Source organism: Candidatus Woesearchaeota archaeon (assembly GCA_016192995.1).
Lineage (GTDB): Archaea > Nanobdellota > Nanobdellia > Woesearchaeales > DSVV01 > JACPTB01.
This window is the reverse complement of sequence record JACPTB010000007.1, coordinates 1-20,416: the sequence shown is the minus strand read 5'-3', so window position 1 is coordinate 20,416 and position 20,416 is coordinate 1. Positions and strand designations below refer to the sequence as shown.

At 34.5% G+C, this 20,416-nt stretch carries 25 protein-coding genes, 1 tRNA gene and 1 pseudogene; 9 read left to right on the top strand and 18 right to left on the bottom strand.

Annotated elements, in window-relative coordinates; all coding sequences use genetic code 11:
* Positions 1-13 precede the first annotated feature (13 nt).
* The 4 genes from HYY69_06020 to HYY69_06005 are packed head-to-tail and all read left to right on the top strand — an operon-like array spanning position 14 to position 2,980.
* Entirely contained in the window at positions 14-322 is a 309-nt protein-coding gene (locus tag HYY69_06020) for a hypothetical protein (GenBank protein ID MBI3033004.1), read from the top strand.
* A complete protein-coding gene (locus tag HYY69_06015) occupies positions 319-891 on the top strand; it encodes a hypothetical protein (GenBank protein ID MBI3033003.1) in 573 nt (190 codons plus the stop codon). The genes HYY69_06020 and HYY69_06015 overlap by 4 nt, the downstream gene beginning before the upstream one ends.
* Positions 819-2,324: a hypothetical protein gene (locus tag HYY69_06010; protein ID MBI3033002.1), complete on the top strand. Its 1,506-nt coding sequence runs from the start codon at positions 819-821 to the stop codon at positions 2,322-2,324. The genes HYY69_06015 and HYY69_06010 overlap by 73 nt, the downstream gene beginning before the upstream one ends.
* Positions 2,325-2,329: 5 nt before the next feature.
* Positions 2,330-2,980, top strand: a complete 651-nt coding sequence (locus HYY69_06005) for a hypothetical protein (protein ID MBI3033001.1) — start codon at positions 2,330-2,332, stop codon at positions 2,978-2,980.
* Positions 2,981-2,984: 4 nt separating this feature from the next.
* Here HYY69_06005 and leuS read toward each other — a convergent pair whose 3' ends face one another.
* The 13 genes from leuS to HYY69_05940 all read right to left on the bottom strand — a co-directional run bounded on the left by leuS (position 2,985) and on the right by HYY69_05940 (position 13,858).
* Positions 2,985-5,834: a leucine--tRNA ligase gene (gene leuS, locus HYY69_06000; protein ID MBI3033000.1), complete on the bottom strand. Its 2,850-nt coding sequence runs from the start codon at positions 5,832-5,834 to the stop codon at positions 2,985-2,987.
* A 247-nt stretch (positions 5,835-6,081) separates the two neighbouring features.
* Entirely contained in the window at positions 6,082-6,663 is a 582-nt protein-coding gene (locus HYY69_05995) for a cupredoxin domain-containing protein (protein MBI3032999.1), read from the bottom strand.
* 26 nt (positions 6,664-6,689) lie between these two features.
* Positions 6,690-8,135 (bottom strand): IMP dehydrogenase, encoded by a 1,446-nt coding sequence (gene guaB / locus HYY69_05990; GenBank protein MBI3032998.1) that lies wholly within the window; start codon positions 8,133-8,135, stop codon positions 6,690-6,692.
* 127 nt (positions 8,136-8,262) lie between these two features.
* Positions 8,263-8,460, bottom strand: a complete 198-nt coding sequence (locus HYY69_05985; protein MBI3032997.1) for a DNA-directed RNA polymerase subunit N — start codon at positions 8,458-8,460, stop codon at positions 8,263-8,265.
* Positions 8,461-8,480: 20 nt separating this feature from the next.
* Complete coding sequence (locus HYY69_05980) at positions 8,481-8,882, bottom strand: 30S ribosomal protein S9 (GenBank protein ID MBI3032996.1); 402 nt, start codon at positions 8,880-8,882, stop codon at positions 8,481-8,483.
* A complete protein-coding gene (locus HYY69_05975) occupies positions 8,879-9,301 on the bottom strand; it encodes a 50S ribosomal protein L13 (protein ID MBI3032995.1) in 423 nt (140 codons plus the stop codon). The genes HYY69_05980 and HYY69_05975 overlap by 4 nt, the downstream gene beginning before the upstream one ends.
* Positions 9,301-9,651: a 50S ribosomal protein L18e gene (locus HYY69_05970; GenBank protein ID MBI3032994.1), complete on the bottom strand. Its 351-nt coding sequence runs from the start codon at positions 9,649-9,651 to the stop codon at positions 9,301-9,303. Before HYY69_05970 ends, HYY69_05975 begins: the two co-directional genes overlap by 1 nt.
* Positions 9,648-10,439 carry a DNA-directed RNA polymerase subunit D gene (locus HYY69_05965; protein ID MBI3032993.1) on the bottom strand — a complete coding sequence of 264 codons (792 nt, stop codon included), beginning with the start codon at positions 10,437-10,439 and terminating at the stop codon, positions 9,648-9,650. The genes HYY69_05970 and HYY69_05965 overlap by 4 nt, the downstream gene beginning before the upstream one ends.
* Entirely contained in the window at positions 10,436-10,837 is a 402-nt protein-coding gene (locus HYY69_05960) for a 30S ribosomal protein S11 (protein MBI3032992.1), read from the bottom strand. Before HYY69_05960 ends, HYY69_05965 begins: the two co-directional genes overlap by 4 nt.
* A 58-nt stretch (positions 10,838-10,895) precedes the next feature.
* Positions 10,896-11,468, bottom strand: coding sequence for a 30S ribosomal protein S4 (locus tag HYY69_05955; GenBank protein MBI3032991.1), 573 nt, complete (start codon positions 11,466-11,468; stop codon positions 10,896-10,898).
* A gap of 3 nt (positions 11,469-11,471) precedes the next feature.
* Positions 11,472-11,969: a 30S ribosomal protein S13 gene (locus tag HYY69_05950; protein ID MBI3032990.1), complete on the bottom strand. Its 498-nt coding sequence runs from the start codon at positions 11,967-11,969 to the stop codon at positions 11,472-11,474.
* Positions 11,970-12,151: 182 nt separating this feature from the next.
* Complete coding sequence (locus HYY69_05945; GenBank protein MBI3032989.1) at positions 12,152-13,477, bottom strand: serine/threonine protein kinase; 1,326 nt, start codon at positions 13,475-13,477, stop codon at positions 12,152-12,154.
* Positions 13,478-13,786: 309 nt separating this feature from the next.
* Positions 13,787-13,858, bottom strand: a tRNA-His gene (locus HYY69_05940).
* A 73-nt stretch (positions 13,859-13,931) separates the two neighbouring features.
* Between HYY69_05940 and HYY69_05935 the strand changes: the two genes are divergently transcribed.
* From HYY69_05935 to HYY69_05925, 3 genes are all read left to right on the top strand, one after another.
* Entirely contained in the window at positions 13,932-14,711 is a 780-nt protein-coding gene (locus HYY69_05935; GenBank protein MBI3032988.1) for a TatD family hydrolase, read from the top strand.
* 47 nt (positions 14,712-14,758) lie between these two features.
* The gene (locus HYY69_05930) at positions 14,759-15,094 is read left to right on the top strand and encodes a hypothetical protein (GenBank protein MBI3032987.1); all 336 of its coding nucleotides are present in this window, start codon (positions 14,759-14,761) and stop codon (positions 15,092-15,094) included.
* A gap of 72 nt (positions 15,095-15,166) precedes the next feature.
* Positions 15,167-15,472, top strand: coding sequence for a hypothetical protein (locus tag HYY69_05925; protein ID MBI3032986.1), 306 nt, complete (start codon positions 15,167-15,169; stop codon positions 15,470-15,472).
* 18 nt (positions 15,473-15,490) lie between these two features.
* Here the strand turns inward: HYY69_05925 and HYY69_05920 are convergent, their stop codons facing one another.
* The 3 genes from HYY69_05920 to HYY69_05910 are packed head-to-tail and all read right to left on the bottom strand — an operon-like array spanning position 15,491 to position 16,676.
* A complete protein-coding gene (locus HYY69_05920; GenBank protein ID MBI3032985.1) occupies positions 15,491-15,772 on the bottom strand; it encodes a hypothetical protein in 282 nt (93 codons plus the stop codon).
* Positions 15,773-15,782: 10 nt separating this feature from the next.
* Positions 15,783-16,022 (bottom strand): DUF2683 family protein, encoded by a 240-nt coding sequence (locus HYY69_05915; protein MBI3032984.1) that lies wholly within the window; start codon positions 16,020-16,022, stop codon positions 15,783-15,785.
* A gap of 51 nt (positions 16,023-16,073) precedes the next feature.
* The gene (locus HYY69_05910; protein MBI3032983.1) at positions 16,074-16,676 is read right to left on the bottom strand and encodes a metallophosphoesterase; all 603 of its coding nucleotides are present in this window, start codon (positions 16,674-16,676) and stop codon (positions 16,074-16,076) included.
* A gap of 94 nt (positions 16,677-16,770) precedes the next feature.
* On the opposite strand from HYY69_05910, the gene HYY69_05905 reads away from it, so the two are divergent.
* Both HYY69_05905 and HYY69_05900 read left to right on the top strand, forming a co-directional pair.
* Positions 16,771-18,003 carry an amidohydrolase gene (locus HYY69_05905; GenBank protein ID MBI3032982.1) on the top strand — a complete coding sequence of 411 codons (1,233 nt, stop codon included), beginning with the start codon at positions 16,771-16,773 and terminating at the stop codon, positions 18,001-18,003.
* A 58-nt stretch (positions 18,004-18,061) separates the two neighbouring features.
* Positions 18,062-18,463: a response regulator gene (locus tag HYY69_05900; protein ID MBI3032981.1), complete on the top strand. Its 402-nt coding sequence runs from the start codon at positions 18,062-18,064 to the stop codon at positions 18,461-18,463.
* 119 nt (positions 18,464-18,582) lie between these two features.
* Here the strand turns inward: HYY69_05900 and HYY69_05895 are convergent, their stop codons facing one another.
* Both HYY69_05895 and HYY69_05890 read right to left on the bottom strand, forming a co-directional pair.
* A complete protein-coding gene (locus HYY69_05895; protein MBI3032980.1) occupies positions 18,583-19,320 on the bottom strand; it encodes a diphthine--ammonia ligase in 738 nt (245 codons plus the stop codon).
* A 114-nt stretch (positions 19,321-19,434) separates the two neighbouring features.
* A pseudogene (locus tag HYY69_05890) lies at positions 19,435-20,231 on the bottom strand (ZIP family metal transporter).
* Positions 20,232-20,416 lie beyond the last annotated feature (185 nt).

Here is a 20,416-nt window from a genome sequence, read left to right as displayed (position 1 = left end):
TATGGTGGTTGCTATGAACATACTTACTGGTCTTTGTGTTTGCCCTGGTCTTGTTAAAGGCAGGATTAAATTTTATCGAGAAGGAGTAACTTATACTAAGGATGATATTGTTGTTCTAAACCAATGGTTAACTCAAGGTGTTTTTCTATTGCGCAACGCCGGTGGTTTGCTTTCTACACATGGCGGCTTAACTTGTCATGCTTCTATTTTATCACGTGAGTTTAATATTCCTTGTTTAGTTAGTGTTCATGGTTTAGATGATGTGCCTGAAAGTCAACTTGTTGAACTTGATGCAGCCAATGAAGAGGTTAGATCGTTATGAAGGCATTTTATGATGTTATTGCTATTCCTCGAAAAGAGGTTGATGAATCTATTATCACTATTACTTATACTCAAGCGCGTCCAGCTTCAAAAAGCAATGAAGTTTATCATCTTACTATTGATCATGTTAATTATATTTGCGAACGTCCAAAATATTTCTTTCCTCGATTGAATCTTGATATTTACACGCGATGTTTTAAACAAGAATCTTTATTGATTTATGGCAAAGAACTTCCTTTTTTCTTTGATCAGAAAGGAAGGTATTGGATGCATGAAGATCTTAGCAGTCAAAAATTGATGGATTTTTTCATAACACATCCTGAAAAATATCTTGTTTTGGCGTCTCATAAAGCGCAAACGATGAAAGCATTGATTTGCTTGCTTAAACAGCTTGAAGCAACAGCTTACTCTGAAGACCAAATTCAAATAGAACAAAATTTTGAAACTATTATTAATATTTTTATTGATTTTTATCAGTATCATTTTTTCACAAATCATTGGCAAATACGTATTTTTGTGAATTTTTACAAGCAGAAATTACTAAGGAAGCCATTAAGCACAATGCGTTAGGTGAAGCAGGGATTTTAGATAGGAGTATTACTTATTCTAAAATTAAACCAATTATTTTTTATCGGGAACCAAAGTTATTTTTCAGTTCTCCTCTGGATAATGAAGTTCTTGAGAAATTATATGGTTCATCGCTTTATCAGCAAAGACCTGAATTGCTTAATGAATTTCTTGGTTTGCGATTGATTGTTCCCATCAGCATCCAATTAAGCGAGGAAGCGCAATATTTTGAAAATAAAATGTGCTGCCCGTTGATGACTATTGTCTTGGATAGTGTCGGTAGCTTGTTTTTAAAACATAATTATATTGCTGATAAAAAGGTAATTGAACAGTTAACTATTGAAAGTATTCATCAGATATTTCAAAAAATTCATTTAGGGCAATTTATTCAATCACTCTATGTTTCCTTCGGTAAAAATATGGATATTGGCACGTTGCAGCCATTTGATTGGTATCAGTTTCATCCTTTATGCGCAAAGGAATGGACAGGGTTGTTATTGGAGTTGATTAGCAATCTTGAAAAAAACAATATTAGTAAGGAACAAATAGCTGACGCTGTTGATTTTCTTGGCTGCAATCGTGTTCATTTAGGTTTTGAGTTATTAGATCTAAAGTTGGCTGCTTTGTCGGATCATGATACCAGAAAAATATTGGATTTCAGATGGCATATTTGCAAACAAAAAGCAAAAGAGGATATTTTTGGGTTCAAATCCAATATAGTTAGAGCAAAAACTGAGGTTACTTCTCTATTGTCATCGTTGTCATTAACTAAGGGAATTCCTCAAGATGCAAAATTATTAGGAAAACTCTATAACGCGCTTTATAATTATGGACCAGCCATGACTATGGATTATTATTTAGATTTTGTTACAGAAAATGAAGGACTTTATGATGTTTCAGAACAGTTCGGAGATGGCCGTATTCTTGTTATTAAGAAATTCTGGAATCTGAAACCAATAGAACTATTTCCTCATACTGAAAAATATCCTTATCATAACATAACTATGTATTGTGTTTACAAAGACGTCAAATATACTAATGATTTAATTTCATGTCACAGTCATTATGAAGGTGATGTTACCAACGGATTAGCTTATTATGCTGTTGAAGCTGATGGCAAATTTCTCACAGTTGATGAAATTCAATCTGCTTGTTCTGTTTATGCTGATGCAGCTGTTGAGTCATGGCAGTATTTGAAATCACTTGATTTTGAAACGTTGAAGCAAAAAGCTCTTGAGATCAGATGCTATGGCCATAAAAAACTATTTGAACTTGCAGGGATGGATTGGAAACCTTCTGATGTCTTAAAAAATTCAGTTAAAGAAAAGGCTTTGAAAGACAATAGTTTTTGGCATATACCCATTGACGAGCAAAAGAAAAAAGAATATTTGCTGGAATTGTATAATCCGTTTAATCAGTTTAAACCTTGGATGTGATATTAATGGATGTTGTTAAAGATGAGGGTCATTATTCTGTAATTGGTTCAGTACAATTACCCTTGAAGTTACTAAATGGAACTATCGTTCATTTCATGCATTATGGTTTTCGTTTTAACGACCAACATTATGGTGTATTACTTTATGGCGATAGTAATTCTTTTAGTTCATCCGATATTCTTGTCAGAATTTCATCAAATTGCCAGTGGTCGTTTTACTTCGATAATCAATATTGTGATTGCCGTTGGCAACTTGAAATGGCTAAATTGAAAATTGTTCAAGAAGGAAAAGGCATTATTATTTTTTGTCATGACCATCATGGAAAAGGAGTAGGGATAGAAAATCATTGGAAAGTTTATACTGAAGGGCAAAAAAGAGGGTGTGAGCTTGTTGTTGACGCCTATACTTCATTAGGTTTTAAAGAAGATTATCGTGATTATACTGATGTTATTTCTATTTTGCATCATTATAACATTAAAAATATACGATTATTGAGTAATAGTCCTCAACGAAAGAAATTTTTTGAAGAACATGGTTTTATTGTTATCTTAGAAAATATAGAAGAGCCGATACATGATAACCTCAAAGAAGAATATTCAGCTAAAAAACATAAGTTAGGGCATTTGCTGTTATTTTCTGATGAAAAACTAATCTGAATTTCTATTCAATCAGTATAGCTGGCTTTTCAGGCAAGGCATTTAATGCTTTGATATGCTCTGATTTCTCTGCAAGCATGAATTCAAATGCACATCCAAATTCCTTTTCAAAGAATTCTTTATTTTTCTTCAATAGTTTTAATTCATCTTCTGGTTTTTCCATGAAAAAGCTTATTTTTCCACTCATAACGAGTTTTGGGACTAATTTTTTTATTTGATCATGATATTTTTTAAGTTCAGGCAAAGCAAGAACTTCTTTGAGAACTTCTCCTGGATTTCGTGTTTTTTTGATTATCACGTTTAGGTAATCAAATAATATATATTTCCAAGGATCAGCTACAAATAAGGTTATTTTCTTTGGTTTTTCTATTCTTGCAATTTTCATTACTGAAGCAATATCATCAATAACTTTCTCTACAGCTTCTTCATAATTATCAAGTTTTTTATCAATTTTTGTTCTATCAACTTTTGGCCATAGGGTTAAACTGATATATTCTTTTTTGCCAAGTTTTTCCCATGTTTCTTCACAAATAAAAGGGGTGAATGGAGCTAACATAAGCAACTGTGATTCTATAATCTTATTCAACAATTCTTTATTCGGATGATTATTTGTTCGTCTTAAATACCATCGTAGCTTTTTTTGCAGGTCAAAAAAACATCGTTGTGTTGCAGTTCTAAATAATGTTTCTTCCATTGCTTTTGCTGTATCATCAATAATTTCATTCAACTGCGATTCCATCCAGGTATCAGCATCATTAAATTCCTTTCGCCCTTTGTTGTAATTAGTTATGCAAAAATTATGAAATTGTTCTAGTTTTCCAATAATACTCCGTGCAAAATTACTGTCCCAATTAGGATCATCTAATGATTCACCACCAGATAAAATAGTGAATCTTGCACTGTCAACACTGAACTTTTCTGGCATGTCTCTCAAGGCAATAATATTGCCTTTTGATTTTGACATTTTTTCTCCGTCAACAGTAACCCAGCCATTGCAGCCAAAACCCTTCGGCCAGTATTGTTCTGGGAATATAGCAGTGTGATTAAACACGCAGAATGCCAGATGATTTTGAATTAAATCTTTCCCTGAATTCCTGAAGTCAAAAGGATACCAATAATTGAATTCATCCCTCATTTCATCCCATGCAAATGATTTAGATTTGCCTTCTCCAAGAAAAACATAATCAAATAACTCATCATTCACTTCTTCAATGGGCATCTTTTCTAAATGATAAACAATGGTATAATACGCCATGTAAATGGTTGAATCTGATAATGATTCAATGAGCCATTTATCATCCCAAGGCAATCTTGTTCCTAAACCATGCTCTCGTGTACATGCCCAATTTTTGAGCCAATCAATAACATAGTCAAACTGCGGACGGACTTTTTCTGGATACAATTTCATTTTCTTGAATGCCTTGTGGACTTGTCTCTTCCACTTTTCATTGCCGTAGGCGATAAACCATTGATCGTCAACTATTTTGACCACGCATTCGTGCAAAGTTCTTGAGATGACTTTGTTGCTAAGTTGGTAATACGTATGCGCCCATCCTTTTTTTATGATTTCTTCCTGTATTTCTGCTTTATGATCTTCAACTTTTAATCCAACATAGCTTTTGGAGAAATATTTTTTAGTATATTTTTTGCCGAGCTTTGCTGTGTAAAAGCTGAGTTTGTACATTTCCTTTTTTATATTTTCAAGTTTATCTCTTTGTTGCTGTGAAGTTACGTTGTATTTTTTCAAGAAATAATCTGCTGGATTTCCGCCAATTCCAGGTGTTTCGACACATTCAATGACTTTAATCTCTTTTACTTGTCCATAGTTTAATCCGTATTTTTTACAAAGTTCTTCGTTCTTTTGCAAATCATACAATGCAATTAAATCATCAGCAGAATCAGAAGGAACTGAATGCACTAAACCAGTACCAAAATCTTGATTGAGAAACGCCGCTGGTAGGATAGGAACTTTATATCCTCCAAATTCTTCTGTTTCTTTACCTATTAAATCTTTACCATTAATTTCTCCTATTTTTTTAACTTTCCAACCCTGTTGTTCTAATCTGTGCAAAGCTGCTTTTCCTAGTATCCATTGTACATCTTTTTCATTTATTGTTACTTGAATAAGCTGATAAATTACATTTGGATTAACATATAAATTAGTAATACCAAGAATAGTATCTGGCCGTAATGTTGCAGAGATAATAAACTTGTTATCTTCAAGTTTATGTTTCACTAGGAGAAATTCTTGAGGTGTTTCTCCCTCTCCTTCACATCTATCATGATCACCAACAGGACAATTATCTATGGGATCCCACACAACAGGGAATGGCTCTTTAACAACATAGCCTTTTTCCAATAGTTTCAAGAATTGCCATCTAATGAATTTATCATAATGTGGATTTAATGAGGTTGTATGAAATGTTCTTCGCCAGTCTATGGAAAATCCCATGTTTTTGAAGTCTTTAACAAATTCAGGCTCAAAAAATTCTACCCAGTATTCAGATTTTTCAAATTTTGAAAAATCTCTTTCCTGAATACCAACATCTTTTAATAATTGTAATTGCTTTGGTTCTTTTTCTCTGACACGTTGAGCAGCGCTGACAATAGGACTTCCAGTTGCATGAAATCCTTGTGGAAATAATACGTTAAATCCCTGATGACGTTTATACCGTGCAAAAGCTTCTGTCCGCATATAAGTGTAAAGATGCCCTATATGAGGATAAGAATTAACATAAGGATAGGGAGCATTAACAAAGAACTTTTTTCTTTTATCAGGGTCTGCTTCAAAGATCTTAGCTTCTTCCCATTTTTTAATCCACTTTTTTTCTAGTTCCCTGGTATTCAAAGCCATTGTTTTGTGTAGAAATATATGGTTTATAAAGTTTATTAGACAACGGGCTTCATCTTGCTTTACGCAAGTCTTATAATCCCGATCTTTAGTCGGGATTATATTTAGCTCCTTCGGAGCGTGACCGATTATGCGATTGAAATAAGCGAAGTTTCGAAGGCGCTAACCTGGCGGCAGCCATTTTTTGGATGAAGCCTAGACAACTAAGTATAGAAATATAAAAGAATCTATATATCTTGATCGTAGGTAATTATTCTACTACTATTTTACCCGATGCTTTCTTTGCATTTGTTGCCGGCCAATAGCCACTATAGCTGAATGTTTTTTCAGCGGTAAACTCTACTGTTTTTGTTTTGATCTTGTCTGATTTTTTGTATTTTAGGTTGAAATACTCGCTTTTAATATCTAAACCACCAAAATAAATATGATCATCATTAAAATTAAAATTAATTTTAACTTTGCTGCCTTTTTTTACGGTAATACTATCTGGATTGAATTGTTTTTCATCTGCACTGATGACAAACTCTTTGTTTGTTGATTCATTTACCATTGTTTTTTCGCTGTTTTGTTTTTTAATGGTAACTACCAGTGGAGTTTGTTTAGGTTTTTGTATTATTGGTTCAGATTGTTTTATTTCTGTTATTATTTCGCTGTTACTAGTATTTTCTACTGTTTTTGTTTCAATTTTTTCTATTGGCTGTTCAATAGTTGGTATTGGTGTTACAGCTTCACTTAGTGGAACTTGTTTTTGGCTGCAACTTATTAAAAAAATAAATGGAATACATACTATCACAATAATGATTATTTGTTGCAATCTTTTATTTGTTTTCATAGTATCATCCTCATATAGTGTATATTTCAATCATGCACTTGAATATCATGTGGTTTTGATTCACGCATGCCTGCTGATGTGATTTTAACAAATTCTGCTTTTTCTTGGAGTTCTTTAATTGTTTTTGCACCGACATAACTCATCCCTGAACGTAAGCCACCCATCAATTGGTTTAATATATCATCAACATCTCCTTTGAACAAAACAACTGCTTCAACACCTTCAGCGACAATCTCCTTTGCCGTTCTTTTTGCCAGATTAAACCCAGATTCCTTTGTTTGCCGAGCTAACGTAGCATCAACTGATGCCATGCCCCTGTATAATTTAATCCTTTGGCCGTTTCTTAATAAAATTTCACCAGGACTTTGCGAAGTTCCCGCTAACATGCTCCCTATCATGACTGTTTCAGCGCCAGCGCCAATTGCTTTGACCATATCACCGGATTGTTTAATCCCGCCATCTGCTATGATAGGAACGCCATATTTTTTCGCGATTTCTCCACACTCGAGAACAGCGGTTAATTGTGGTACACCACAGCCAGTAACTAGCCTTGTGGTACATGCAGCTCCTGGACCAACACCAACCTTTACACAGTCAACGCCTGCTGCTATCAAATCTTCTGCACCTTGAGCTGATGCAACATTTCCAGCAACTATTTGAATATCGCCAAAGTTTTTCCTTAATTCTTGAATAACTGAGATTACATTATCTGAATGACCATGAGCAATGTCTATGACCATCACATCGCAATTTGCTTCTAATAATGCTTCTGTTCTTTCTTTGTAATCTCCTCGTACACCAATTGCAGCTCCTACTAAAAGCCTTCCTTTATCATCTTTTGCAGATTCAGGATATTTAATTCTCTTGACCAAGTCTTTGCTAGTGACTAATCCTTTTAATTTGCCCTCACTATCAACCAACGGCAATTTTTCTATACGATGTTTATACATAATTTGCTGCGCTTCTTCTAGGCTAATGCCTTCTCTTGCTGTTACTAAATCATCTTTTCTTGTCATAACTTCATATACTTTTACCTGCGGATAATCTTGGAAAATCATATCTCGCGCTGAAACAATCCCTTGAACCTTCTGCTGTTCATCTACAACAACAACACCTTTGCCAACCTCTCCTTGGACTAAGGTATAAACTTCTTGCAATGTCTTGTCTGCGGTAATAGTGTATGGCTTTTCTATGATAAATCCCATCGAGCGTTTTACTATTTCAACTTCTTTTACTTGCTGTTCTTTGGTAAGAAAACGATGAATAATGCCAATGCCTCCTTTTCTTGCCATGGCAATAGCCATTTTAGCTTCAGTCACTTTATCCATATTTGCGCTGACAATCGGCATGTTTAATTTAATTTTTTTAGTAAGAAATGACGATGTGTCTACATCTCCGCGAGAGTATATAGTGGAGAATTTCGGCTTAATCAAAACATCGTCATAGGAAAGCGCTTCTGAAATTTGGTTCATAATAAGTTTCCTCTTTATTAATTTATCAATATAAGGAAAGAATCAGACTTTCCAGAATATAGTGCGATAGATAATATAAAAAGTTTATTATGATGGAGAATATATAAGTTTAAGAGAATATAATAAATTAAAACTTCTTAAATTGCCCCGTAGTATCGATTAAATCAATATGACCAAGGAACAATGCTCTGCAGCAATATCTTTTTAACCCTAATGAATCTAATATCTTTTTTCGGTCTTCACCTGATTCAGTGCGTTCAGTGTATTCTTCCCATAAATGTGCAACAGGTTTGCCGCAACTCAAACAACGTATAGGTATGATCATGTTTTTTCCTCTGTATTTGTTTATCGATAGCTTTTCTGTCTCTTTGCTCGAGCTTTAGAATCGTTAGGTTTGCAAGCTTCTTTTCTTCGTATATCTGCCACAAGCAAATGCCGATCATAATCCAAAAATGTTTGTTTTAAAGCACTGCTTTTTGTATATTCAACTAATGCCCGCGCAATAGCAAGACGGCTAGCTTCAGCTTGCGCCATTACGCCGCCTCCCTGCACTCTGACGTGAATATCAAGATTTTCACCTAATTTTTCTGCTAAGACTAATGGCTCGGTGATTTTCATTCTGATTAAACTTGTTCCATAATGATCAAGCTGTAAATTGTTTACTTTTATGCGGCATTTTCCTTCACATAAGGTTGCACGTGCAATAGCGCGTTTTCTTTTTCCCGATGTATGAACTGATTTACTCATAGTTTAGCACCCATTAATGAGCATACTTCTTTTATTCGCATCATTCCCATCGTTTTTAATCGATTGATATGCGCTTCTTTTATAGTTTCAATTTCCATGGTTCTAAATTCTTCAGGTATACCCATATAACACATAACACGCTTAAAAGCTTCTCTTCCTTTTGCTCTTTTCCATGGCAGCATACCCCTAATAATCCTTCGTACCATTCGTTCAGGCTGCCGCGGAAAAAAAGGACCTTTTGTATGCACTCCGCGCGCAAATTTTTTTTTGTAATGTGCAATAATATCAGCTTTTTTCCCGCTAATAACTGCTAGTTCACAGTTGACTACAATTACCTCTTCCCCGAGCAGTGCTCTTTTGGCAATCTTTGTTGCCATTCTTCCTAAAATTAAATCCTGAGCGTCTATAACCGTTTTCATTATCCTAGTATCCTCACATTACTTCCTTTCGGATTTTTTTGCAATAATTCTTCAATGGAATAGACCGTGCATTTAGTTTTTAACAGCTTTTCTTTAGCAGCTGCTGAATATTTGAATGCAGCAATGGTTACAGGATGCTGCAGCTCGCCTGCGCCAAGCACTTTTCCAGGAACTATCACTGTTTCATTATTTTTTGTGTGTTTGTCTAGATGACCAAGATTAACTTCTCGTTGTTTACTAGTTGAGCTTTCTAACTCATGAGCTATTCGCTTCCAGATATTTACTTTCTGCATGTTTGAAAGCTTTTTCAATTCTGGAATTAATTTCTGTAAATAAGGATTTGTTTTCATTTTTCCAGTCCCTTAATCGTATTGTTTAATTCATCTACCATTTGGTTATACGATTCAACAGCAGCAGTTAAGATCTCTTTGCAAGGTAACTGCCCAAATGATTCAATATGAAAGAGAAAGTTGTCTTTGTTGTATTCAATAGCAACGACATCATCACAAACCCCAACACATGCATCAACAACATTATTTTCAATTATTAATTGCTTATCTAGTTTTCCAGATTTATCAAATGCCTGAGGAGGATATTTATTTTTGAATTCATCAAAATGCTTGCTTCCATTATTGACTTTGATTAATGGTTCGAAAGTATACCATGCTATTCCTGGAGACCATTTAATATGATCTTTGCCATAACCTAAAACTGCGGTAGCTTCTAATTCTAGTTCCTGACCATCAAGCAACTTTGCTAGTACCATTTTTGGATACACAGGAACTATTTTAGGATCTTTTGATTTAAGGTCTGAAGCATACACAAGGCAAGGTCCTTTTGTTTTTAAGGTTAATTTAACATGGCATTGTGCTTTTTCTAGATCTTCAGGCGATTTTGGAACTTCATATGATCCCAAATCTGTCTTTAAAGGAACTAATCCTAAACGATGGCCTATCACTTCATCATACAACGATGAACTATTTTTTCTCAATTCAACTTCATGGATTGCCATCGTCGGAACATTATTAATAATAAGCCTTCGGATAGTATTAACATAATTCGGTGTTGTACCTTTTATGACAAAGGACACTTGAGTTTTATCTTTTGCATAATTTACGTCAGTAATTTCCATGCTCATACCCTTCTTCCTCGTTTTCCGCCTTTTTTTCTGCATCCATCATGCGGCAAAGGAGTTACATCTTCAATAATACCTATTTTCAAACCCATACGTGATAATGCTCTAATTGCAGCCTGCGCTCCAGGCCCAGGATTATTAGGGCCGTTATGACCCCCCGGTGCTTTAATTTTAACATGAATAGCATTGACGCCTTTTTCCATAGCTTTTTCTGCTACTCTTTTAGCAGCAATCATTGCAGCAGTAGGAGATGACTCCATACGATGTGATTTTACAACTTGACCGCCGCTGCTTAACGCCAATGATTCTGTGCCAGTAATATCAGTAACATGAATAATAGTATTATTATACGATGAATAAACATGTGCAATTCCCCAACATAATTGCCTTCGAGGTCTCATGTTGTCTCTATCTCCTCGCTGTTCTCTGTTGTCAGCTTGTTCAGGAGTTCTTTCTTGCCTATGTTCTGGTTTCATGGTTGTTTACCTTTACTTCTGTTTTTTCAACGGGAGCTTTGGAGATTGGTGTTCTTTCAGGATGCTCCTCGCTTTGCAATGTTGATGTTTCTGAAAATATAATTCCCTGTTCCTGGTCGAGAGGAACAAGATAACTAGGAGAAGTAATCTTCTTTCCGCTTACTTTTACATGCCTATGCGTGATAAATTGCCTGGCTTGTTTTATTGAACGCGCCATATTTTTTTTGAACACTAATGTTTGTAATCTTCTCTCGAGAATATTCTTCAAAGTGAGTCCAAGAACATCATCAATTTTAGCAGTACTCTGCAGCAATCCAAGTCGGACTAATTTTTCAATAAGCTGTTTTTCTTCTTTAGTTGCTTGTTCACCGGTCCTTGCGATAACTCTCTTGGCTTTAGCAGCAATTTGTTTAACAAGGGTTCCCATTTTCCAAAGCTCTTGTTTATTTTTTAAGCCATAAGCTATGACTAATTCCTTCTCATCAATAATTCTTTGTTTTTGCCATGGATGAGAAGGGCCTTGGTACTTTTTCCTTGGTTTTTTAGGATCTCCCATTGTTTAGTCCTTGCCTTTCTTTTTACCTTCTTCAGCTGCAGGCGCTTTTACTGCTTTCTTTATAACTCCCTGTACTTTACCTTTGTTCTTTCTGAAGTTTGATTTGGTGCGTTGACCTCGCACTGGTAAGCCGGCAGCGTGTCGCGCTCCACGGTATGATCTTATCTTTTGCAATCGTCGCTTATCATTTTCCTGAACAAACTTTAAATCGCCTGTTACTAAATGCCTATCATAGCCTTCTTCATAATCATGCCTTCGATTAACCATCCATAAAGGAATTTCAAATTGAAACGGCGTCTTAAGTACTTGCTCAAGCTTCGCAATTTGTTGATCAGAAAGATTTCCTGCTTTAGCAGCTTTGTCAATATTAGTTACTTTACAGATAGCATGAGCATACATAAATCCAATACCGCGGATTTTTTGCAGTGCCATGTAAATGGATTTCTTACCATCTAAATCTGTATTAACAATTCTTATGATGTGTTTGAAGGTATCTGCCATATATATCAGTTTATATTAGTTTTAGAGTTAGGCTTTTATCCCAAGAACGAAAGTGTAGGTTACACCCTTGCGCCTTGTACTGGACTTGTGGATCATTCTTAATAATCCTGCCATTGACTCGGGTAGTATCTTGGATTAAGTGATTGTTTATAAAGGTTTTGGGTCGAATTTATTGTAGAGAATCAGTAAGCTGGTCTTTTTGTTAGAGATGGTTTACCATCATTTGATATCATGCTCGAATTACTTAACTCAATTGCATATCCTATGTCATTTGTTACGTAATTTGGTATTTCGTGTCCTTGACGTCTTGCTTGAGCTTTTAATTCAGATTCTATCTTTTTTAGATCTATGGGCTTATCAGTACTCGCATCATAAACTACTTTCCAATCTATTTTAGTTTTTACATTATTACTTAATTCCCAACCACTTGAGAAATCATCTATAGGACCATATCTTTCTATTTCAACTCTGACATAGCGTGGCCCATCAGGAGTAGACTTAGCTATTCTTTTTGCTCTAACTATATGAGCATATTGATGCGGAGGCATACTCGGTTCGATTATATTCATTGCAAAACCAAATCCTGTTTCATAACCGACGTCATTCACTAGAGGATCTGCTGTTTCAATTCCAGGTGTAAGAAGTTGAGTAGTAATTTCTTTACATAATCCTTTTTTAATCAGTTCTTGTTTTATATCAGCAACAGAAACATATCTTTCATTATAACCTGTAATCATTCTATTAATTATTCTTCGTATTTTTCTTGATTTTCCCATCTTAAATGTTAATGGTTCAACAAACCACGTAATATCAGGTTTTGCTCCTGTTAATAGTTCTCTTCCAATAACACCTAATGCATAAATGTCTGCCCTCTCATCGGCAGGAACACCTTTTCCTAATTCTGGTGCTAAATATCCTAGTGTTCCAGCATCTCGTGAAAATTGTGTAAAGGTACTTTCTCGCATACTTGCTACGCCAAAATCAATCAAGCAAATACTTCCAGCATCTCTTATGACAATGTTTTCAGGTTTAAGATCACGATGAATAACAGGGTTCCGATCTTCATGGTATTTTTCTGGATGATGTAAATAATCTAATACCGTAGCAACATCATACATTATTTTTGCAGTTTCGGATTCAGATAATTGCACTTTTTCTGTTAGATATTCTCGTAATGTCTTTCCTTTTACTTTTGGTCGTGTGACTAAGATATATCTTTCAGAAATATCTTCTTCCAGACCATTTGCAATTCCAGGATGATTTAATCTTTTTAAAACTGCAACTTCTCTTGTTATTCTTCCATGAATTGCATCTAATCCTTGCCTTGCAGCTTCAATTTCATCTTTTAAAGTAAGTTTACCAATATATTCATTTCCTGCAGCATCTTTGAAAAGTAGACTATGGCCTTGCCCACCTTGAGAAACATAATCAACATATTCAAGGGCAGTACCGTCTTGCCTCCTAAGTTGATGGAACTCCCTGTCTACAATCTCTTTCAGATTAACCATGATATTAAGAAATTGACTTTACTTTATAAATATTCACTTTGAAGTAGTAAAATTTCTTTGTTATGTGCAAACTACCTGAGAATCTTTAATCATTGGATTACTGGCTTCTCTAACAAAGTTATGTCCTATTTCTACAGTTCTATTTCTTATGGTACAAGTAAATTTAAGCTGAATAGTAATTACTTTTTCCTCTACCTGAGTAGAAAATTCAAAATTTCTTAGCTGGTTTAAAACCATTTTGATCTCCCATAGTTCTAAATTGAAGTATATTTTCAGGTATCCCAAATTTCTTCGATAAAAGAATAAAGGAGCGATAGGGGAGAGTCGAACTCCCGCCCAGGGATCCACAGTCCCCGATCATAGCCGTTAGACCACTACCGCCATCTTAGTTTATGAAGAAAGTTCTAGTACTTTTAAAGTTAACTATAAATATTACCACCATTCTAGCCTTATCATGTTATTAGTTGATGTACATGCACATTTAGATCATCCGTTTTTTGAGAAAGATTTAGATGAAGTTATAGACCGCGCTAAAAAAATTGGTGTTAAAGCTATTATTACTAATGGTGTTAATCCTGATTCTAATAAACGTGTTCTTGAGCTTGCAAAAAAGTATGATATTGTCAAAGCTGCTTTAGGAATGTATCCTATTGATGCTCTGCAAAAAGAAGCAGAAACTGGCGAAGCTCCTTGGCTGCAAAAACCATTTACTGTTGGAGATTGTTTAGCTGAAATTAAAAAACATAAAAACGATATTGTGGCTATCGGCGAAGTTGGCATGGATTTTGCCATGGCAGAAGATCGTGAAACACAACGAGAGCATTTTCAGCAAGTTATTGATCTTAGCATCAGCATTAATAAGCCCTTAATTGTGCATTCTCGAAAAGCAGAGGCTGAAGTTATTGAAATGCTTAGTAAAAGCAAAGCAAAGGTATTAATGCATTGTTTTTCTGGGAGTAAAAAATTATTGTTAGAAGGCTTAAAGCATGGATTTTATTTTTCTATTCCTGTCAATATTGTGAGAAGTGGTCAGTTTCAGCAATGGGTGAAAGAAGCTCCTTTGTCAAAACTATTAACTGAAACAGATGCGCCCTATTTAGGCATGAATCGTGATGATAGAAATGAATCATGCAATGTTATGCATACCATTAACAAAATTGCTGAAATTAAAAAGATGGATCCAAAAGAAGTAGCGAATGTTATTTACAGCAATTATCAGAAGTTGTTTGGATAAGTTATTTGCAACAAATTTTATAAACAATATAACATCTCTTCTACAAAATGGCATCAATTGTATTTCAAGAATTTCATTTGGATTTAGATCGAATCTTAGATCAACCATTGCGCACTGAGCCTCATGCTGGAACTAGATTGTTAGATCACCTTGCAGAGAGGGGATATGCTGTATTAGAACCAGGTGACACATACCGTGGTTTGCCCGTTTCAATATTATTGGGAGGCGTATTTGGATCTAAAGATTTTAAAGGAGATTTTTATGCTGCTGTTCAAAGATTAGGAATACCTTATTATGTTTCTGGACCTTATTACATTCCTCATTTGCCAGAATCTGTTGTTCCTGTGGAAGTAGTAGCTCCAAGAAAATTACCCTCACCTTAACAAATGAGCTAAACATGTTTGAAATTTGTGTATCATATAAAAATTTATATACTAGCATACTCATGAGTAGGTATGCGTATAACCATTGACACTAAACATGATTCTCCAGAAGAAATCAGAAAAATGGTCAATTTTCTTAATACGGTACTTGCAGATCAAGGTTATGGCGAGCAAGTATCATTAAATACTGAGAATAAACAAGGCGATATTGATTTGCCAAGCCCTAATCTGTTTAATGTATTTGGAAATGCTAGTTCGCAAAACTCTTCATCTTCTGGTTCAGAATCTTCTTCAAGCAGTTCATCAAGCTCTGATAAAAAACAAGAGCCAAAAAAAGAGGAATTTACTTTTGATGATTTAGATACCTATGGTGGATGATCTTACATTGTTTACAAATTAGTCTATTTTAGGTCGCCATTTGTATATTTCATCATGATGGTCATAGTAATAAATATTTACTATCCTCTTTATATGATCAACTTTGAAGATCATAACAAAACTACTATCAATATGCACTCGATTAAACATCTGTAATGGTGCCCTTAAAAATTTATATCCAAATGGTCGTTCTCTGATTTCAAGGATTTTCTTATGAATTATTTCAAGTTGTTTTCGACTCTTCCTTGCAAGTTTCGAGAATATTTTATCTGCTTCTGGTTTTACTTCTAAATGATACATTATTTACCTCTTAACTATTTTTCAAACCATAACGTCTAGCAAAATCATCAACTTTTATACTCTTTTGCTTCTTTATTTCTTCCATTTTTTTAATAAATTCAGGCCTTAATTCTGGTTCATTTTCTATTTCAACGTATTCACTTACTACATATTTTATAGCTTGAGCTTTGTCTTTTAGTCCATGCTTTGCTTTAACCATATTTAATACCCTGTTGGTGTTATCGTCTATTTCAATTAATGCTTGTACCATACTTAGTTCACCTAAGTATTACTAAGTCAAGCTTATTTATAAATGTTTTTATCAAATATCAATGATCGTTCCTTCTCTCCCAACATTGATTACTTTTGTTTTGCCAATCTTTTCTTCAATGCCCTGAGCTTCATGGACATGGCTGCAGAATAAAATGTCTGGTTTTAATTCTTCAACTGCTTTTCTCACGCCAGAACTGCCAGGAACAAAATGCGAGAATTTCTCCATCTTGGTACCTGAAGGATGGACATGCGTAACCATAATTTTTTTAGGTGTTTCTTTAACACCCTGAAAAGCATCTTTTAGAATTTTCTGGAATTCATCTTCTTTTAATTGGTTTAAACCTACATTTGCAAAACCGCAGCCAAAAATGCCCACATCTTCGTATTTGACTGAATACCCATGGATGTTTTTAACACCATAAAACTCAGTGATAAAATCAGCAGTTGCAAAACTATCATGATTGCCAGGGACAAAAAGAACCTTTTTCTTTGCTTTTTTAAAAGGACCAATGCACCCATCAAAACTTTTATCCATATGCGTAATATCGCCCGTGATAATAACTAAGTCAACATTCTCTTTTTCTGCTTTTTGTGCAAGCCGCTGCGCTAAACTTGCATCTCCGTGAAAATCTCCCGTTGCTAATATTTTCATAATTATAAGAAAGAATACTCTTTCTTATATAGTTTTGGGTTAATAGACAAGTGGAAATCGAATTGTTTATAAATTAACTTCAGTTTTTATTGGTATGCTTATCAAAAATTGCAGCTATGTGGTGACACAAAATAATGATCGTGAGATTCTTGAAAATATTGATATTCTTATTCAAGGAACTACTATTATCAAGATTGGTAAAAATCTTAATTCTAAAAAAAATGATGTCGTTATCTCTGGTAAAAATAAAATGGTTATGCCTGGCTTAGTTAACACTCACACTCATATAGGAATGCATTCATTGCGTGGCATCTGCGATGATGAAGAACTGCCTGCTTGGTTGGATAAAGTTATTTCAGCTGAAAAAAAGTTCACAGCAAAGCAGATTCAACAAAACGCTGAATCTGCTTGCAAAGAAATGCTGCGTTTTGGAACAACAACATTTTGCGAAATGTATCACCCTATAGAACCAGTTTTAGCAGGTGTTAAAAAATATCCAATAAGGTCAGTGTTGTGTCCTGTGCTTTATGACTTCTTAGGAACTATTGATCAACAATTTGAAACTGCAAAGAGATTAATTCTAAAAAAACATAGTCCTCTTATTACTATGGGTTTGGGAATTCATTCTATATATGCATGCAATCAAAAAATGATGATTGAAGCAAAACAATTTGCAAGAAAACATAATTTACTCACACCTATTCACATTGCAGAAACAAGAAAAGAACGGTTTGAAGTTCAAGATAAATATCAACGATTACCAGTTGATTATTTGGAAAGTTTTGATTTTTTAGATGAGAACACCTTGTTAGTGCATGCTATTTGGCTGACTAAAAATGAAGTTCGTGTTATTGGAAAATGCAGAAGTAAAGTAAGCCATTGCCCAATTTCAAATATGAAATTAGCTTCAGGAGGAACCATGCCTTTGATGGAAATGTTTGAAAACAACGTTGTTGTTGGCTTAGGCACTGACAGTGTTGCATCTAATAATAATATGAATCTGTTTGAAGAAATGAAAGTTACAGGTTTATTGCATAAATACCATCGCTGGCAACCAAGCTGTATTACCAACCAGCAAATTATTGATATGGCTACTATTAATGGCGCCAAGGCACTTAGTTTAGATAAGGAAATTGGTAGTATTGAGGTTGGCAAAAAAGCAGATATTATTATGCTAGAGATAGGACTTCATTTACACCCAATTTATAAAGAAAATGTTCTTTCTCACCTTGTTTATGCAGCATCAGGATATGATATTACTGATGTTCTAGTTGATGGAAAAGCGGTTTTGCGAGATAGAGAATTTGTAGAAACGAATAGGAAGTGATGAACTTACAGAAGTAGTTGCAACTTATTTACCTAAAAAATAATTTAATATTACCCACATGGTCAGTTTACCTTTAGTATTAGTCGTTGAAGATAGTGACGGATTTATCAAAACTATTCAAAGAACTCTTGAACCAGCTTTTAGGCGATATGAATGGCGTTATGCAACAACAGTAGCATCTGCTCAAACTATTTTAGATGAAAGACTATCTGATGTAAACGCAGTTTTTCTTGATGGTAAATTAGGCAGTGAGTATACGTGGCAGCTAGCGCGTGATATTAGAGCAAAATATCGGTTTAATGGTACGATGATTTATATTGGTGGCAGTGAAATACCTAAAGGATTAGAATCACTTTTTACAGAATGCAAGCCGAAGGCTGATCCGCTCAATGATAGTTTTGTTAAAGCTATGAAATACCAACAAGAATTACTAGAAGTAGTACAGAAGTATTTAAAATAAAAAATAAATAAAAATATATTTAACACATTTTGCAAACATTTTTCTTTTTTGATTTTGTTGTTTTTTTAGCTTTTGATTTTTTTGCCGGCATATTCATTACCTCCTCTTTATGATTTTTATTATTTATGTTGTTTAAATAATGTTTGTTTTTTCTTGAGTGCTATTTTTTCAATAAGCAAAATTCCTGTATTTTCATCTTCTATTATTGGTGTTGCTTTTTTTATTACTAATTTTTTCTTAAAGATTGGAGCATCAAGAACTAATGATTCGTATTCTCCACCTTCACCTGCTGGGTGCAAACCAAACTTAGTATGCAATGTCATTAATTCATTCAAAGCATCTTTTGTTATTTGCCTTCCTAACCATTGTTTTGTTAATCCATACGCTGCAATGCTTTGGATAATAATACAAAATCCATTGTCAATCATGTCTTTCAATAAAAGTTCTTGATTTTTATGCCATAAAGGAGCAAAACACTTGAGTTGCAATTCCTCGCAGATTCTATTAACGCGTTCAGCTTGATAGTCTGAAGCTACTGCGCCTACAGCAATACCTTCAATCTTATATTGTTTTTTTGCTTTTTCAAATGCCTTTTTCAAATCCTGCAATTCTGTTTCTTTTTCACCTTTTGTTGTTTGCTCAATTAAGGGAAGTTCCATTGCTTGAGCTTGTAGTTTTGTAATGTCAATATTAGGAGTATGAAACATATACGATGCTTTATTTTTGGATTTTAAAGTAATTAAGCATTTCACATCCCATCCTTGGATCGTGTAGTAATAGACTGTAAAAGTTGAATCTTTACCTCCTGAAAATAAAATTCCTATTTTTGTAGTTGAAGAAACATTATTTTTATTCATCGTTCTGACTTCCATCACGTTTTTCTGGGGATTGTATCTTTTGTTCAATTTCTTTTAATTTACTATTTAATATTATATTTGAATAGTATGTATTTCCTATATCTTATTCTATTATTACCCTAATGCCACATCTAGAAATAGCATCAACACAAACCCAATCATTAGTCCAATCGTTGGCTCAGCTACAAACCCTTTTCTATGTGATTCAGGGATAATTTCCGCACTGATAACAAGAGCATTGCGCCAGCAGCAAAACCTAAACCCCAAGGTAATAGTGGCCTGAATATTGAGACTGCTCCTGCGCCAAGCAATCCGCCAATTGGTTCTACTAATCCAGTTAGTAATGCTATCCAAAATGCTTTTTTAACACTATAACGATGAGCGATTAAAGCCAAAGCAACCACCAATCCTTCTGGAATGTTCTGAAGTCCAATGCCAATTGCTAAAGAAATACCATTTAATAGATCTCCGCTTCCAAAGCCGACACCTACAGCCATGCCTTCAGGAAAATTATGGATTGTTATAGCAAAAATAAACATCCACAACATTGCTATTTTCTTTCTTGTAAAATCAATGCCGTGTTTAATAAAGAAATGTTCGTGTGGAATATTTCTAGAAGTAAACTGTAAAAACCATCCACCTAATAATATTCCTACAACCATCACTATTGCAGCTTTAACACCATTGCCTGCAGCTTCTAAACCAGGGATAATAAGTGAAAAACTTGTAGCTGCAAGCATGACTCCTGCGCCAAAACCCATGCAGACGTCTTGAAGTTTGATTGAAATTTTTTTTGTAAATAAAATTGGGATTCCACCTAAACCTGTAGCAAGTCCTGCTAATAAACTGAAGACTGTGCCAATGATCCAAATAGGATAATTGCTGAGAAATGTGAGGAATGCTTCGTTCATGGTTGTTTTCTAGGAAAGGAGGTATATAATAGTTGTGATAGTTTGGCGTTGTCCCGAAAGTCATAAATATGTATACTGGCATGAAAAATTGTATGATGAAACACAATAATTCAACAATCCAGTATACAGTAGAACAAGTACAACGCCTAGTTAAAAAAGTTTGTTATGAGAAACAGATTTCTCAG